At 61.3% G+C, this 15,340-nt stretch carries 14 protein-coding genes, 2 rRNA genes and 1 pseudogene; 10 read left to right on the top strand and 7 right to left on the bottom strand.

Annotation, left to right across the window (positions count from 1 at the left end; all coding sequences use genetic code 11):
- Positions 1-379 precede the first annotated feature (379 nt).
- Positions 380-1,708, top strand: a complete 1,329-nt coding sequence (locus AB4Y73_RS19995; protein ID WP_441874364.1) for an alpha-amylase family protein — start codon at positions 380-382, stop codon at positions 1,706-1,708.
- 89 nt (positions 1,709-1,797) lie between these two features.
- Positions 1,798-2,457 carry a dihydrofolate reductase family protein gene (locus AB4Y73_RS19990; protein WP_441874367.1) on the top strand — a complete coding sequence of 220 codons (660 nt, stop codon included), beginning with the start codon at positions 1,798-1,800 and terminating at the stop codon, positions 2,455-2,457.
- Between the two features lie 70 nt (positions 2,458-2,527).
- Here the strand turns inward: AB4Y73_RS19990 and AB4Y73_RS19985 are convergent, their stop codons facing one another.
- From AB4Y73_RS19985 to AB4Y73_RS19970, 4 genes are all read right to left on the bottom strand, one after another.
- The gene (locus tag AB4Y73_RS19985) at positions 2,528-2,965 is read right to left on the bottom strand and encodes a VOC family protein (protein WP_441874361.1); all 438 of its coding nucleotides are present in this window, start codon (positions 2,963-2,965) and stop codon (positions 2,528-2,530) included.
- A gap of 81 nt (positions 2,966-3,046) precedes the next feature.
- Positions 3,047-3,280, bottom strand: coding sequence for a hypothetical protein (locus AB4Y73_RS19980; protein ID WP_441874358.1), 234 nt, complete (start codon positions 3,278-3,280; stop codon positions 3,047-3,049).
- 90 nt (positions 3,281-3,370) lie between these two features.
- A complete protein-coding gene (locus AB4Y73_RS19975; RefSeq protein WP_441874356.1) occupies positions 3,371-3,940 on the bottom strand; it encodes a sugar O-acetyltransferase in 570 nt (189 codons plus the stop codon).
- Between the two features lie 65 nt (positions 3,941-4,005).
- A complete protein-coding gene (locus tag AB4Y73_RS19970; protein WP_441874353.1) occupies positions 4,006-4,905 on the bottom strand; it encodes a helix-turn-helix transcriptional regulator in 900 nt (299 codons plus the stop codon).
- Between the two features lie 182 nt (positions 4,906-5,087).
- Here AB4Y73_RS19970 and AB4Y73_RS19965 point away from each other — a divergent pair, with 182 nt between their 5' ends.
- The 8 genes and pseudogenes from AB4Y73_RS19965 (at position 5,088) to AB4Y73_RS19930 (ending at position 11,444) form a co-directional block, all read left to right on the top strand.
- Positions 5,088-6,293, top strand: a complete 1,206-nt coding sequence (locus tag AB4Y73_RS19965) for an MFS transporter (protein WP_441874350.1) — start codon at positions 5,088-5,090, stop codon at positions 6,291-6,293.
- Positions 6,294-6,347: 54 nt separating this feature from the next.
- Positions 6,348-6,890, top strand: coding sequence for a cyclophilin-like fold protein (locus AB4Y73_RS19960; protein WP_441874348.1), 543 nt, complete (start codon positions 6,348-6,350; stop codon positions 6,888-6,890).
- A gap of 58 nt (positions 6,891-6,948) precedes the next feature.
- Complete coding sequence (locus AB4Y73_RS19955) at positions 6,949-7,989, top strand: zinc-dependent alcohol dehydrogenase family protein (RefSeq protein ID WP_441874346.1); 1,041 nt, start codon at positions 6,949-6,951, stop codon at positions 7,987-7,989.
- A 186-nt stretch (positions 7,990-8,175) separates the two neighbouring features.
- On the top strand, positions 8,176-8,508 hold the full coding sequence (locus tag AB4Y73_RS19950) for a carboxymuconolactone decarboxylase family protein (protein ID WP_441874344.1): 333 nt from the start codon (positions 8,176-8,178) through the stop codon (positions 8,506-8,508).
- A gap of 8 nt (positions 8,509-8,516) precedes the next feature.
- Positions 8,517-8,918, top strand: a complete 402-nt coding sequence (locus AB4Y73_RS19945) for a (R)-mandelonitrile lyase (RefSeq protein ID WP_441874341.1) — start codon at positions 8,517-8,519, stop codon at positions 8,916-8,918.
- A gap of 453 nt (positions 8,919-9,371) precedes the next feature.
- Complete coding sequence (locus tag AB4Y73_RS19940) at positions 9,372-9,935, top strand: dihydrofolate reductase family protein (protein WP_441874338.1); 564 nt, start codon at positions 9,372-9,374, stop codon at positions 9,933-9,935.
- A gap of 417 nt (positions 9,936-10,352) precedes the next feature.
- Positions 10,353-10,583, top strand: coding sequence for a hypothetical protein (locus AB4Y73_RS19935; RefSeq protein WP_441874336.1), 231 nt, complete (start codon positions 10,353-10,355; stop codon positions 10,581-10,583).
- Positions 10,584-11,030: 447 nt separating this feature from the next.
- A pseudogene (locus AB4Y73_RS19930) lies at positions 11,031-11,444 on the top strand (recombinase family protein).
- 118 nt (positions 11,445-11,562) lie between these two features.
- Here the strand turns inward: AB4Y73_RS19930 and rrf are convergent.
- The 3 genes from rrf to AB4Y73_RS19915 form a co-directional block, all read right to left on the bottom strand.
- A 5S ribosomal RNA gene (rrf, locus tag AB4Y73_RS19925) occupies positions 11,563-11,679 on the bottom strand.
- A 230-nt stretch (positions 11,680-11,909) separates the two neighbouring features.
- Positions 11,910-15,037, bottom strand: a 23S ribosomal RNA gene (locus tag AB4Y73_RS19920).
- Between the two features lie 108 nt (positions 15,038-15,145).
- Positions 15,146-15,340 (bottom strand): hypothetical protein (locus AB4Y73_RS19915; protein ID WP_441874333.1); only part of this gene is annotated, 195 nt, incomplete at its 5' end.

Genomic DNA, 15,340 nt, shown 5'->3' with positions numbered 1-15,340 from the left:
CACCACTTACCGGCGCCCTAAAAGGACAACCAGATCCTGGTCTTGAAATTTGGGGGTTTTGGCCGCCCGCGGTAACCAGCTCTTCGCTGTTCCCCTCGCGGCGACTTAGAAAACAATACACCCCACCCGCCCCCACCGCAAATCACCCCCCGAAGACGCCCCCTCCCCCGTGATTCCGCGCCCAAACGCCCACCCAACAGCCAAAGTCTCGCCCCGCCGTCGTACCCGGACCCTGTGCCCTCCCCCACACCCCCGCAGCACGCAGCACGCAGCCGAATCATGGCCGGCGGAATCCCGCCTATAGGCTGGACGGGACGCTGGCCCCGCCCGGCCAGCCGTCGCCCTTATCGGGCGGCCCAGGCTCGGATGGAAGGCCTTCATGACCATGAACGAACCTGACTGGGTCCAGCACGCCATCTGGTGGCAGGTCTATCCGCTCGGCTTCGTCGGCGCCGAGAAGACCGCGACGCTGAAACCCGCCGCTGACCATCGGTTGCTGGACGTTGTCCCGTGGCTCGACTACGCCGTGAAACTCGGGGCGTCTGGCATCGCACTCGGCCCCATTTTCGCGTCAGAGACGCACGGATATGACACCACGGATTACTTCCGGATCGATCCCCGGCTCGGATCTTCGGAAGACTTTGACACCCTGGTGGCTGAGGCGCGCCGTCGTGGACTGCGCATACTGCTCGACGGCGTCTTCAATCACACTGGGCGCTCCTTCGCGCCGTTCCAGAATGTCCTGGCTCGCGGGGCGGAGGCCGATACAGCTTCCTGGTTTTCGCTGGAATGGCCCGACGACGCAGTACCAGGCGCCGAACCCTCGTACCGCGACTTCGAGGGCCACCACCATCTCGTGGCTCTCAACCATGACGAGCCGGCTGTCGCAGATTTCGTCGTCGAGGTGATGGAGCACTGGCTGCGCCGGGGTGCGGACGGCTGGCGACTCGACGCTGCCTATGCCGTCCCGTCGTCGTTCTGGGGCGCGGTCACCGCACGCGTCCGGTCATCCCATCCGAACGCGTACTTTGTGGGCGAGTACATCCACGGCGACTATGCGGCGGAGGTCCGTTCCGGCGGCCTCGATTCCGCCACGCAATACGAGCTCTGGAAGGCGGTCTGGAGTTCGCTCAACGACGCGAATTTCTTCGAACTCGCGGCGGCGTTCGATCGACACAACGCGCTTCTGGCCTCTTACGCACCACTCACCTTCATTGGCAACCACGACGTCACCCGCATCGCGAGCAAGCTCACCGATGCAGCGCTCGTGCCGCACGCCGTCGTCGTCCTGCTCACGGTCGGCGGAACGCCGTCCATCTACTACGGCGACGAGCAGGGCTACCGGGGTGTCAAGGAGGACAGGGCAGGGGGCGATGACGACGTGAGGCCGCTCTTCCCCTCCTCCCCCGACCTTCTCTCCACCGTGGGCGGACCCATCTTTGCCGTGCATCAGGAACTCATTGGGGTGCGGAGACGGAACCCGTGGCTGCACCGTGCCACCACGGACGTCTTCCAGCTCTCCAACGAGGTGCTTGCGTACCGCATAGCGGTGGGCGCCCATGCGCTGGTCGTCGCGCTGAACCTCTCGCACGAAAACCAGCGGATCAGCGCGGCAGGTGCCACCGCCGTCGTTGCCGGACACGCGACCCTCAACGTCGGCGCGAACGCGGTCTTGGTGCCGCCGCGCGGGTGGGCCGTCCTTGGCTAAGGCAGCTGCGATTCTCCCGCCTTAGTCTTGAGACGTCGGGTTCCATCACCATAGAGTGATTGCGAACCACAACCACGTCAGGAGATGACATGTCCCTCGTCCGCGTGCACAACTTCTCGGTCTCCCTCGACGGCTTCGGCACCGGGGAGGGCCAGCAACTCGACGCTCCTTTCGGTCATGCAGGCTCACGGCTCATGGAGTGGGCTTTCGAGACGCGGACCTTCCGCGAGATGGGCTTCCACGGGGAATCGGAGGGATCCTTCGGCGTCGATGAGGCGTTCGCAAGCCAGTGGGGGCCCGGGATCGGCGTCGAGATCATGGGGCGCAACAAGTTTGGCCCTCAACGCGGCCCGTGGTCGGACGAGGAATGGAAGGGATGGTGGGGCGATAACCCCGTGTTCCACACCCCTGTTGTTGTCCTGACACATCATCCTCGGCCGGTTCTCGAGATGGAAGGCGGGACAACCTTTCATTTCGTTGACACCGACCCGGCGTCGGCTCTCAAGCAGGCGCGCGCCCTGGCCGGAGACCTCGACGTGCGGATCGGTGGCGGGGTCAGCACGATTCGACAGTTCCTCGACGCCGACTTGATCGACCACATGCACATCGTCCAGGTACCGATCGTCCTGGGCCGGGGCGAACGTCTTTGGGACGGACTCGAAGCGCTCGAACAGCGCTTTGAAATCGAAGCGACCCCTTCGCCCTCGGGGGTTCTCCATTTGATCTTCAGTCGCCGCACGGCCCAGTAGGAGCACTGGCGATCGATCTCCCGCGGAAGTCGTGAGGCCTAGCAGTCGCTGCGCTTCGCCGAGCCGGCACTCAGTCTTTCTTGAGCTCCTCGGCGAGCATCACGATGATGCCGCTGGGACCGCGGACGTAGGTGAGTTTGTAGATGTCCTTGTAGGTCGCGACGCCCCGAAGCGGACGGCAGCCGTGTTTCGCGGCTATCTCCAAGGCCTCATCAATGTCGTCGACTGAGAACGCGACTCGGTGCATGCCAATCTCGTTGGGACGAGTGGGCTCCGACTCGATCGCTTCAGGGTGAATGTATTCGAAAAGCTCAAGGCGACCGTGCCCGTCTGGCGTTTGGAGCATCGCTATGTTGGCGTGGTTGCCGTCAAGGCCGACGGCGGTGTCGGTCCACTCGCCACTGACCGTGTCACGGCCGACGACCGTGAGACCGAGGTCGGTGAAAAAGGAGATCGTTGCTTCAAGGTCTCGGACGGCGATGCCGACGTTCTCAAATTTTATGGCCATGCGTTGCACGTTACCGAGCCGGACCGTAGAGCTCCAGTAGTGGCATGAACACCCATCAGGTCCCATCGCGCAATCAGCGGCTCAGCCGGCAGTCGGCTCCTCGTTGTTGGCGACAGCCTCGATCCAGTCCACGGCCTCGTCGGAAAGCTGGGGACCGTCTGCTGATTCTCCAGCCCACCATTCAGAATCGGTCGTGCCTCCGGTAACCGCCATGACGTCGGCGATGACATGCGGCGGCAGCGGCTCGCCATTGTGCTCGATGAGCCAGCCGCGTGTTTCCGCAGCAACCAGAGGCCACCACTCATGTATGTTCATCAACGCAGTGTTGCACCGACGATGCTGTGTGTACAGACGCCGCCGCGGGACGAGCTCAGGCAGGGACGCCGAAGGTGAAACCCCGGTGGTTCAGTTGGGAAGTGAGCGCACCACCCGGGCAGGCGAGCCCACAACAACGGAGTTTTCCGGTACGTCCTTCGTCACTACGGACGCAGCCCCCACAACGGCATTATCGCCAATCGTCACGCCAGGCAGAATGGTGGCGTTGGATCCGATCCACACATTGCGGCCAACGACGATAGGGGCCGGGTGCATGTCCGTGCGGCGGCTCGGCATCAGGTCGTGGTTGAGCGTGGCCATCACCGTGTTGTGTCCGATCAGACAATCGTCCCCGATGACGACACCGCCCTGGTCCTGAAACTTGCACCCGGAATTGATGAAGATCCGTTTCCCTAGGGTGATGTTCTTCCCGAAGTCGGAGTAGAAAGGCGGGAAAACCGTTACGGAGTCGTCAACTGGCTTGCCGGTCAGCTGGGCCAACAGCTCCCGCACCCGCCCCGGTTCCTGATATCTGCCGTTAAGCTCGCCGGTAATTCGCAAAGCATCCTGGCTGACTCGGTGCATGAGTTCATGCAAGGGCGAGTCCCCCGTGATGGTCCGGCCGGCATTGAGCATCTCAAGAAGATCGTCGAGTTCCATAGTGTCCTTTCACTCCGGTGTTGGACGGAGTTTGCGTACCAGCCTGTAGCCCAGCGCAGAGACAATTACCAGCCCGTTTTGGAGATTTCCTGACGGGGCGCAGCCGCCGTGGATCCTGAAGCTGCCCAGCTGGCGAGTAGCCGGAGTCGGTCAGCGCTGGGCGAGCCGGGCTCGGCGGTGTAGATCATAAGGATGCAGCCTGGGTCGGCAGTGACAATGAGTTCTTCATAGGCGAGAGTGAGTTCGCCGACGACGGGGTGGTTGAATCGTTTTGTGCCGGACCCGTGGGTCCGAACGTCATGCGCGCCCCAGAGCTGCCGGAATACATCGCTGCGGGTTGACAGCTCACCGACGAGGTCCTGGAGCCCTTTGTCGTTGGGGTCACGGCCGGCTTCGGCCCGCATGATCGCCACGCACATCTCAGCGAAGATCTCCCAGTCAGGATAAAAATCGCGGGATGCGGGGTCGAGGAACTGGAACCGGGCCAGATTCGGGGTACGACCGCCGGCGCCGATAAGGGGCGCATAGAAGGCCCTGCCGAGCTCATTAGTAGCAAGGAGGTCCTGGTGCTGGTCGCGAACGAAGGCAACGCCGTCTGAAATTGTGTTGAGTACCCAGTGCAGGCTGGGCCGACTGACGGCGTTTTTCGTGGACCGTCGGCGAGGACGCCCTGATAGCGGAATGCCGTCGGCCGCGCGGGCAAGGTCAAAGAGGTGGGTCCGCTCGGTGTCATCGAGGAGAAGGGCGCGGGCGATGGCGTCAAGCACGGACGAGGAGGCTCCGCCGATAGCACCACGTTCGAGCTTGGCGTAGTACTCGACGCTGACGTCGGCGAGTGTCGCAACCTCCGTGCGGCGAAGCCCGGCGACGCGTCTGTTCGGCCCGGCGGCAAGTCCGGCCTGTTCGGGGGTGACCTTTGCGCGGCGCGACATCAGGAACTCGCGTACCTCGGCTTTATTGTCCATGCCACGAGAATACGTCCCTTCGAACGGCGTTGGGGTCCCCTGCTGGTACACCCCTTGACAGAGACTCCCCGCCGGGATGGTTCGCGTGTTGACTGGATAAAGACTCACCAGCGGGCACGAGCTGGGCAAAGGTCTTCAACCCCATCCTCCCCGCTGATCACCCCTCACTCCCAAAGGACGTTATGACCACCATTACCACCGTTCCGGCACCGGCCCCGGCAGCTACTGAGCAGCCGAAACGGCTGCCGCTAGCCAGCCTGGCCGCTCTGGCGGTCATCGGCTTCGTCCTCGTCGCAATGGAGACCATGCCAGCCGGGCTGCTGCCCGTTATTGCCGCCGGCATGGGGACCAGTGAAGGCACAGTCGGACTGTTCGTCAGCGCCTACGCCCTCGGCACGGTGCTCATCACCATCCCCGCCATCACCCTTACCCGGGGCATGCGCCGCAAGCCGTTGCTCCTGGGCGCGATCCTCGGCCTCATCCTGGCCAACAGCACCACGGCCCTCTCCAGCGACGTGACCCTATCCCTGATCTCGCGTTTCGTCGCCGGCGCGTTCTCGGGAATCATCTGGGGGATGTTGGCCGCCTACGGCCGGAAGATCAGCCCACCCACTCGTGCAGGCCTGTCGCTGGCGATCGTCTCCGTCGGGGCGCCTGTGGGATTCGCTCTCGGCACACCCCTGGGGGCCTGGCTCGGGACAACATTCGACTGGCGCTGGGCATTCGCCGGACTCACCGCGGTAGCCGTTCTAGCCGCCGTATTCGTCGCTGTTATTGCCCCCGATGCTGACGGGCAGCCCGGAACCTCCCGGCTTCCCCTGGCCCGGGTATTCCGCATCCCCGGCATCGCCGTGATCCTGGCCGTTATCTTCACCTGGATGCTGGCACACAACACCATCTACACCTACATCGCCCCGTACCTGCGGACCACCGGCAGCGGCCTCACCGCCGACGTCGAACTCTTCATCTTTGGGGTCGCCTCGATAGCCGGAATCATCATCACCGGCGCGCTCCTGGACCGCCACCCCCGCCCGTTGCTGCACGGAAGCGTCGGCCTGTTCATCGCGGCTGCCGTGGTGCTGCTGGTCGGCCACACATCAGCCCCGGCGGTTATCGTCGCGACCGTCCTGTGGGGGATCACTTTCGGCGGGGCCGCCGCCCAGCTCCAAGCCGCCCTCACCACTACCGGAGGCGCGGACTCGGACGTCGCGAACTCGTTCCTGCCGGTGGCGTTCAACCTCGCCATCTTCACCGCCGGCATCCTTGGCGCCGCCCTGCTGACGAACTTCAGCGGCCTGGTCCTGGCGGTCGTGATGATCGTCGCCGGCCTAGCCGCGCTCATGCTGACCTTCTACGGGCGCCGCACCGCATTCCCGGCCCGCCTCTAGCAACCTCGACTGGCCGGCGGATTCGCCCTCGCCATCCCCGGAAAGGATCCACCTATGAACACTCGCATCCGTTTTTTCAAGGGAAAAGCCTTGCGTCCAGGCATCGTGGCGCCTGCGATGATCGTGATCGCTATCGCTATGGCTGGCTGCAGCTACAACCCCGGCGGCAGCGCTGACGCAGGATCGCCCTCACCGGGCTCACCGGCGAGCGATCCGACTCCTGCCCCGCCCGCAACGTCAACCACCACGCCGATTGTCATCGAGCTCCAGGGCCAGAGGATTGCTGGAGAACTCGACGGCGGCGCCGCATCAGCGTCGCTTCTGGCCCAGTTTCCCCTGACCCTGGAGTTCCGGGACCACGGCGGCCAGGAAAAGCTATCTCAACTACCGGCCGCGCTGGACCTCGACGGCGCCCCTGAGGGGAGCGAGGCCGCGCCGCTGACGATCGGGTACTACGCCCCTGATCAGAGCCTCGTCCTTTACTACCGGCACGTCGGCTACTTCAACGGGATCGTGCCCATCGGCACCTACGAAAACACAGACGCCATCGAAAACCAGGTGGACGGATTCACAGCCACCCTCCGTAAAGCCGACTGACCGTTACAGCCGACCTGACGCTTCAAACCACCCGACCACCATTGCTCAGGAGATAACAATGAAAGCAACCTACATGTTCGGCCCCGGCGACGTCCGCATCATCGACGCCCCCGACCCGGACCTCCTAGACACCACCGACGCCGTAGTCAGGATCGTCCGGGCGTGCGTCTGCGGATCCGACCTGCACCCGTATCACAGCATGGACAGCACACCCGACGGAGTGTCCATGGGGCACGAGTTCATCGGCGTCGTCGAGGAGATCGGATCCGACGTCCGCACCCTCACGCCCGGCGACCTCGTCATCGCTCCCTTCGCGTACTCGGACGGAACCTGCGAATTCTGCCGGGAAGGGCTCCACACCTCATGCCTGCACGGAGGCTTCTGGGATGCACCCGGAATGGGCGGCGGCCAAGCCGAAGCTATCCGGGTTCCTTACGCCGACGGGACCCTCGTGAAAGTACCCGGCGTCGATGAGAAGTCAAAGCTCTTGGCCTCGTTACTGACCCTTTCCGACGTGTATGGCACCGGGTGGCACGCAGCCCACCGCGCCGGCGTCACCGAGGGAGACACCGTTGCCGTCATCGGCGACGGCGCAGTGGGCCTCATGGCTGTGCTGTCCGCCAAGCAGTTGGGCGCCGAACGCATCATCTTGATGGGACGCCACAAGTCCCGTACCGACCTCGGCATCGAGTTCGGCGCCACCGACATCGTCGCCGAACGCGGCGAGGAAGGTATCGCGAAGGTGCGGGAGCTCGCCGGCGGTCACGGGGTTCGGAAGGTGCTCGAGGCGGTCGGGCACCTGCCCGCCTACGAGCAGGCATACGGCATCGTCCGCCCAGGTGGAATCATCAGCCGCGTCGGCGTTCCCCAATACGAAGAAGCCCCCGTCGGTTTCGGCAGCCTTTTCGGCGGTAACGTCACACTCACCGGCGGCCCCGCACCCGTACGCTCCTACATCGAACAGCTGATGCCGACAATCCTTGACGGCACCGTGAACCCCGGCAAAGTCTTCGACCGCACCGTCGGTCTCGACGAGGTCCCGGACGCCTACCGGGCCATGGACGACCGCGAAGCCCTGAAAGTGATGATCGCGCTCTAACCAAACAAGCGTTCGGGGGCTTTGCCGCGGAGAACTGCCCCGAATCACGCGACTGTAAGCGAGCCCGCACCTGCACAACGCCAGGAGCGGCGCCCCAGCGGCCCACCATCCCTGCTCGCCCATGAGAACCAATGATCCGGCGGCAACCGTGAGTTGCCGCAGTACCCACCAAAAGAAGGAATACCCATGACTGACCAGCCCAAGCAGATCGGCGGTGGCCGGAAGATGTTCGGCGACTTCGCCCCGAAGCTTGCCGAGCTCACCGACGACGTGCTCTTTGAGGATCTCTGGAACCGGCCCGAACTGAGCGCACGCGACCGCAGCCTCGTCACCGTTGCCGTGCTCACCGCCGGAGGGAACACGGAGCAGTTGGGTCACCACCTGGGCCGCGCTGTCGAAAACGGTGTGACCCGGGAAGAGCTGATCGAAGCCATCACCCACGTCACGCTCTACGCCGGCTGGCCCCGGGGCATGTCCGCGATGGGCGTCGCCAAGCAACTCTTCACAGACAACAAGTAAGGACGACCATGAATATTGAACCCACCGCGCCGACCACCAAGAACCCGGCCGCACAGTTCGCCGGCGGCGTCTGGCTCGACCCCATCGCGCTGCCCCACGAGAGCGACCAGACGATGGTCGTCGCCACCGTCCGTTTCGCACCCGGGGCACGGACAGCCTGGCACTCGCACAAGCACGGCCAGTATTTGCGCGTCACCCAGGGTGTAGGCCGTTTCGGGACGCGGGACGGAAAAATCATCGAAGTCCACCCCGGCCAGACCCTCTACACCCCGCCCGGTGAGGAGCACTGGCACGCCGCCGCGCCCGGCTGCTTCATGGAACACATCGCCATGCTCCAAAACGGCGAAGACCCGTCCAAGACCACCACATGGGCCGAACACATCACCGACGACGAATACAACGGCAACTAGGTAGACAGCAACGGTTCAGGACGCAGGCTGCCCCTTTGCAGAACGTTGGGGGCGTTCACGCCCGTGAGGCAAGATGTCACAGTGGTTCTCGCCGGAACACAAGCCGGTAGCAAGTCACTGCTGCTTGTCATGCTTCGCCGAGAGCCGCGCATGCACTCCACCGGTGATTCTCAGTCGGAAGCCGCAATCTGAACCCTGACCGAGCCGGACGAGATCGAGCCAGACCGGCCAAGAAGTTGTAATCAGAGGGAAAGCGACCTCCGTCGGGCGGACCCTCGCGTGCCGACTGAGTCCGTCCGACCAAGCCCGCGGTTCGCGCGAGTCCTCGGGAAGGACCTGTGTTGGAGTTCCGCTTGGCGTGGCAGTCCACTTGCCCTCGGTGTGGCCTGGCCGATGATTTTCCGCGCCGTGCTGGTCTGTACAACGAATACCGACTCAGGGGAGACTGACGCCATGCGCAACCTGACCTTCGCCATGAACCTGAGCCTGGACGGCTACATCGCCGCGCCCGGTGACGACCTCGGCTGGAGCGTACCGAGCGACGAGCTGTTCCAATGGTGGTCCGACCGGGTGGGGGCGACGGGCCTGGCGCTGTACGGGCGCAAACTGTGGGAGACGATGAACTCCTACTGGCCCACCGCCGACCAGCAGCCTGGCGCCACACCGGCGCAGATCGAGTTCGCCCGCCGCTGGCGGGACATGCCGAAAATGGTGTTCTCCTCGACAACCAGCACGGTCGACTGGAACACCCGTCTGGTCGCCGGTGACGCAGTCACCGAGATCACCCGGCTCAAGGCCGACGACGGCGGCTCCATGGACATTGGCGGTGCCACACTCGCCGCGGCGGCCATGCGGGCCGGACTGATCGACGAATACGCGATCGTCACCCATCCGGCCCTGGTGGGCGGCGGCACGCCGTTCTTCACAGCGCTGGACAACTGGGTGAACCTGAACCTGGTGGAGAACCGGACGTTCCCTGGCGGTGTGGTCCTGACCAGGTACGAGACCAGGCGCTGAAAGCCCGACGTCGGACCAGCGCGGGCTTCTGTCCACCCAAGGATCTAGTGCCACTGAGTTGGCTGGGGAACCCTGAGCGGGCAGAAGATCGGCTGTTCAGCACGTACACACCAATGAGGCCACGTAGGCACCGTGCACGGGAAGCTATGATGGCCGGGCCGTTCAGCTTGACCCGAGTCGCATAAACGACTGCGTGCAGCGGAATCTGAAAATCAGCTTGGACTGTTGGAAAACTTCCTCCACCATCCAGTGACCGCAAATGCGAGGATCCCACAACAAGGGTGAATGGAATCCAAATCGAGTCCACAGGCGGGGTTTCTTGGCCACGGCCGTCGGACGCGGCGGATCCTGTTGAGCCATCTCACGACCTCCTATTTGGAGAAGTGAAACACGGAACACCTGCGTTGGCGATCGGTAATGCTCTACCGGAGATTCTTGCCTCCGACCGCGAGGAGGGCCGCGTTACGGGACCCTGGGCATTGGTTCTGGAGAGGCACTTCTCATTCGTTCAGTGGTCCACTCGTGCTGCTCTCCATCTTTGGGCGTCGTAACCTGAGAATCTGCAGAGTTGCCTTCGGGGACGGGCTGCGTTCGAAGGGGCATCGGTGCAGGAGTCGCGCCGCGCATCTGTTCAGAGGGCGGTGGTGACTCCTGAAGCAGCACGCCCTGCCCGTTATTGCCTGAGCTTCCGCAGGCGGTGAGGGAGACGATTAGAACGCATGCAGCAGTAAACCCGCGGATCTGCCCAAAACATCCCATTCCCTGATTGTCCCCATAAGCGAATCATAAGAATAGGGTTCAGTCGGAACCTCTAGTCTCGATCTGGTCACCTTCTTGGCTCTGCTCTTGAGGGGAAGGTGGGCCGATGCGTCAGCTCTGCTCTCCCTTGAGCCGAACCTTGACCGCGCAAAGTGAGATTGCTGGGCCTTTAAACTCAGGAGCCCCCGAACGCACGCGGGGGGCGGATGGTGGCTATTCACTGCTACATTCGGAGCCTCTCGGCTGTGTAGTTAGGAACAACATGCCTGGCTTGCGAATCTACGTCGACCAAGGGCTTCCGGAGCGAATCGCGACCGCCCCGGACTTCGTGAGGCCATGGCGGCCTGCCGAGAGGGTGACACGCTCGTGATGACCAAACTCGACCGCCTGGCGCGATCCCTTCCAGATGCCAGGGACACTGCAGACGAACTTACGAATAAGGGGGGTAAAGCTCAGTCTTGACGGCAGCACCTACGACCTACCGATCCGATAGGCCGGTTGCTGTTTAATGTCCTAGGCAGGGTGGCTGAATTCGAGTCGGACCTGATTCGGATGTGCACCCGCGAGGGGATTGCAGTTGCCAAGGCAAAGGAACGGCTAAAAGGAAACCAGCCGAAACTAGTTGCGGCCCAGCGGAAGCTACTTCTGCAGTTACACGACGCCGGCGAGTACACACAGGCAGAACTGGCGGAACTGTTCCGGGTGTCCCGGACCCCCATTCATCGCGAGCTCGAACGACGCTCCAGCTAAGACCCACCGGGATCGGGCCGCTTCACCAAGCCCAGGTGTGTGGTCTTAAAGTGGGAGAGCCTCCAAACGGTGTTTGGAGGCTCTCAACCGTTTGGAGGCTCTCAACCATTTAATGATGTTCCGGCGGTGACCTACTCTCCCACACCCTCCCGGGTGCAGTACCATCGGCGCTGTGGGTCTTAGCTTCCGGGTTCGGAATGGGACCGGGCGTTTCCCCCACGCTATGACCGCCGTAACCYTGTGTCCGCACCSTGCCGGGCCTTCGCCTGGGTGGGTGGGAAAWCTGTGGTTACAACATGACTCCAAATGTTTGGWGTTGTKRTGTTGTTRTGTTGTTGTGTTTTGTTCCCTGGACAAACGGTTTGGTTTGTTGTTTGGGAACCACATAGTGGACGCAAGCAGTCTTGTTTTCTTTTTACCACCCCTTGGGTGCAAACGCTTTTGAATCCGTTTGCGGGGTGGTGTGTGGTGTAAGTTATCGGCCTATTAGTACCGGTCAGCTTCACGAGTCGTTAGTCCTCGCTTCCACATCCGGCCTATCAACCCAGTGGTCTGGCTGGGGGCCTCTCACACACAAGGTGTATGGAAATCTCATCTCGAAGCGAGCTTCCCGCTTAGATGCTTTCAGCGGTTATCCCATCCGAACGTAGCTAATCAGCGGTGCACTTGGCAGTACAACTGACACACCAGAGGTTCGTCCGTCCCGGTCCTCTCGTACTAAGGACAGCCCTTCTCAAATTTCCTGCGCGCGCAGCGGATAGGGACCGAACTGTCTCACGACGTTCTAAACCCAGCTCGCGTACCGCTTTAATGGGCGAACAGCCCAACCCTTGGGACCTACTCCAGCCCCAGGATGCGACGAGCCGACATCGAGGTGCCAAACCATGCCGTCGATATGGACTCTTGGGCAAGATCAGCCTGTTATCCCCGAGGTACCTTTTATCCGTTGAGCGACGGCCATTCCACAATGTACCGCCGGATCACTAGTCCCGACTTTCGTCCCTGCTCGAGATGTCTCTCTCACAGTCAAGCTCCCTTGTGCACTTACACTCGACACCTGATTGCCAACCAGGCTGAGGGAACCTTTGGGCGCCTCCGTTACTTTTTAGGAGGCAACCGCCCCAGTTAAACTACCCATCAGGCACTGTCCCTGACCCGGATTACGGGCCGAAGTTAGATGTCCAAAGTGACCAGAGTGGTATTTCAACGATGACTCCACCCGAACTGGCGTCCGGGCTTCAACGTCTCCCACCTATCCTACACAAGCCACTCCGAACACCAATACCAAACTATAGTAAAGGTCTCGGGGTCTTTCCGTCCTGCTGCGCGTAACGAGCATCTTTACTCGTACTGCAATTTCGCCGAGTTTATGGTTGAGACAGCGGGGAAGTCGTTACTCCATTCGTGCAGGTCGGAACTTACCCGACAAGGAATTTCGCTACCTTAGGATGGTTATAGTTACCACCGCCGTTTACTGGGGCTTAAATTCTCAGCTTCGCCCGTAAGGGCTAACCGGTCCTCTTAACCTTCCAGCACCGGGCAGGAGTCAGTCCGTATACATCGTCTTGCGACTTCGCACGGACCTGTGTTTTTAGTAAACAGTCGCTTCCCCCTGGTCTCTGCGGCCCCGATCCCCTCCCACCAGCRWGTGGTGTTCAAGGTTGGGGCCCCCCTTCTCCCGAAGTTACGGGGGCATTTTGCCGAGTTCCTTAACCATAATTCTCTCGATCGCCTTAGTATTCTCTACCTGATCACCTGTGTCGGTTTGGRGTACGGGCGGCTAAAACCTCGCGTCGATGCTTTTCTCGGCAGCATAGGATCACCAAATCCCCCCAATWACGGGGTCCCATCAGATCTCAGGCATCATGAACAGCGGATTTGCCTACCRTTCGCCCTACATCCTTAGACCGGGACAACCATCGCCCGGCTCGGCTACCTTCCTGCGTCACACCTGTTAATACGCTTGCCTCCCAGGATCAGGTCCCGCGCTCCACCAAAACCCTTCACCCACAAGGGGTGTCAGGCAGGTCTCGGGCGGTTAGTATCCCCTGTTCAACATGGACGGTTTTTCGCCGGTACGGGAATATCAACCCGTTGTCCATCGACTACGCCTGTCGGCCTCGCCTTAGGTCCCGACTTACCCAGGGCAGATTAGCTTGACCCTGGAACCCTTGATCATTCGGCGGACGGGTTTCTCACCCGTCTTTCGCTACTCATGCCTGCATTCTCACTCGTGTAGGCTCCACCGCTGGTTTACACCGCGACTTCACTGCCCACACGACGCTCCCCTACCCATCCAAACGCCTGAACCACAAGGGCTGAGCAATATTTGAATGCCACAACTTCGGCGGTGTACTTGAGCCCCGCTACATTGTCGGCGCGGAATCACTTGACCAGTGAGCTATTACGCACTCTTTTAAGGATGGCTGCTTCTAAGCCAACCTCCTGGTTGTCTTCGCAACTCCACATCCTTTCCCACTTAGCACACGCTTAGGGGCCTTAGTTGGTGGTCTGGGCTGTTTCCCTCTCGACTATGAAGCTTATCCCCCACAGTCTCACTGCTGCGCTCTCACTTACCGGCATTCGGAGTTTGGCTGACGTCAGTAACCTTGTAGGGCCCATTAGCCATCCAGTAGCTCTACCTCCGGTAAGAAACACGCAACGCTGCACCTAAATGCATTTCGGGGAGAACCAGCTATCACGAAGTTTGATTGGCCTTTCACCCCTACCCACAGCTCATCCCCTCCATTTTCAACTGAAGTGGGTTCGGTCCTCCACGACGTCTTACCGTCGCTTCAACCTGGCCATGGGTAGATCACTTCGCTTCGGGTCTAGATCACGCCACTGCAACGCCCTATTCAGACTCGCTTTCGCTACGGCTTCCCCACACGGGTTAACCTCGCGACGTAACACTAACTCGCAGGCTCATTCTTCAAAAGGCACGCCGTCACAGCTACAAGGCTGCYCCGACGGATTGTAAGCACACGGTTTCAGGTACTGTTTCACTCCCCTCCCGGGGTACTTTTCACCTTTCCCTCACGGTACTGGTCCGCTATCGGTCATTAGGGAGTATTTAGGCTTATCAGGTGGTCCTGACAGATTCGCACGGGATTTCTCGGGCCCCGTGCTACTTGGGATACTCTCACAGGCGGCACAAAACATTTCGGTTACGGGGCTCACACCCTCTCTGGCCGGCCTTTCAAGACCGTTCACCTATGCCTGCACATCACACCCCACTGTCCCGGCAGAGACAGTACGGAAAGTCCCACAACCCCGACCATGCAACGCCCGCCGGCTATCACACATGGAACGGTTTAGCCTGATCCGCGTTCGCTCGCCACTACTAACGGAATCACTATTGTTTTCTCTTCCTGCGGGTACTGAGATGTTTCACTTCCCCGCGTTCCCCCCACACACCCTATGTGTTCAGATGCGGGTCACCAGGCAGATCGCTCCCCTGGCGGGGTTTCCCCATTCGGACACCCTGGGATCACAGTCCGGTTATCGACTCCCCCAGGCTTATCGCAGATTCCTACGTCCTTCTTCGGCTCCTAATGCCAAGGCATCCACCGTGTGCTCTTAAAAACTTGACCACAAAAGATCAATTCAGAAATTTTCGAGAGAACCACAGAAACCAACCACACCCAACAACCACCCACCCCAAAAGGGCAGGCCATCATCACGCGCAGCCAGATCCAGGTTCATATTCTTGGAAATTGCTTCTTATAAAAGATGCTCGCGTCCACTATGTAGTTCTCAAACAACAACCCCAAACCACACACCCCACACACACAACCCCCAAAAAAAGGGGCCGAAACATGCATGATCGGCGCAGCCAGGAAACCAGAAACAAACAAACCCGAAACAAACACACCACAGCCCGTAAGCCACAACGC

Source organism: Pseudarthrobacter sp. TAF60_1, assembly GCF_052113505.1.
Classification (GTDB): Bacteria; Actinomycetota; Actinomycetes; order Actinomycetales; family Micrococcaceae; genus Arthrobacter.
The sequence above is the reverse complement of the archived record's forward strand: the minus strand, read 5'-3'. Positions and strand labels throughout refer to the sequence as shown.

Excerpts from the sequence above, each read along its gene's own strand:
- AB4Y73_RS19960 (WP_441874348.1), top strand. The coding sequence starts at position 6,348 with ATGAACACTCGCATCCGTTTTTTCAAGGGAAAAGCCTTGCGTCCAGGC.
- AB4Y73_RS19970 (WP_441874353.1), bottom strand. The coding sequence starts at position 4,905 with ATGGACAATAAAGCCGAGGTACGCGAGTTCCTGATGTCGCGCCGCGCA.
- AB4Y73_RS19935 (WP_441874336.1), top strand. The coding sequence starts at position 10,353 with ATGCTCTACCGGAGATTCTTGCCTCCGACCGCGAGGAGGGCCGCGTTA.
- AB4Y73_RS19950 (WP_441874344.1), top strand. The coding sequence starts at position 8,176 with ATGACTGACCAGCCCAAGCAGATCGGCGGTGGCCGGAAGATGTTCGGC.
- AB4Y73_RS19975 (WP_441874356.1), bottom strand. The coding sequence starts at position 3,940 with ATGGAACTCGACGATCTTCTTGAGATGCTCAATGCCGGCCGGACCATC.
- AB4Y73_RS19940 (WP_441874338.1), top strand. The coding sequence starts at position 9,372 with ATGCGCAACCTGACCTTCGCCATGAACCTGAGCCTGGACGGCTACATC.
- AB4Y73_RS19955 (WP_441874346.1), top strand. The coding sequence starts at position 6,949 with ATGAAAGCAACCTACATGTTCGGCCCCGGCGACGTCCGCATCATCGAC.
- AB4Y73_RS19965 (WP_441874350.1), top strand. The coding sequence starts at position 5,088 with ATGACCACCATTACCACCGTTCCGGCACCGGCCCCGGCAGCTACTGAG.
- AB4Y73_RS19990 (WP_441874367.1), top strand. The coding sequence starts at position 1,798 with ATGTCCCTCGTCCGCGTGCACAACTTCTCGGTCTCCCTCGACGGCTTC.
- AB4Y73_RS19995 (WP_441874364.1), top strand. The coding sequence starts at position 380 with ATGACCATGAACGAACCTGACTGGGTCCAGCACGCCATCTGGTGGCAG.
- AB4Y73_RS19980 (WP_441874358.1), bottom strand. The coding sequence starts at position 3,280 with ATGAACATACATGAGTGGTGGCCTCTGGTTGCTGCGGAAACACGCGGC.
- AB4Y73_RS19945 (WP_441874341.1), top strand. The coding sequence starts at position 8,517 with ATGAATATTGAACCCACCGCGCCGACCACCAAGAACCCGGCCGCACAG.
- AB4Y73_RS19985 (WP_441874361.1), bottom strand. The coding sequence starts at position 2,965 with ATGGCCATAAAATTTGAGAACGTCGGCATCGCCGTCCGAGACCTTGAA.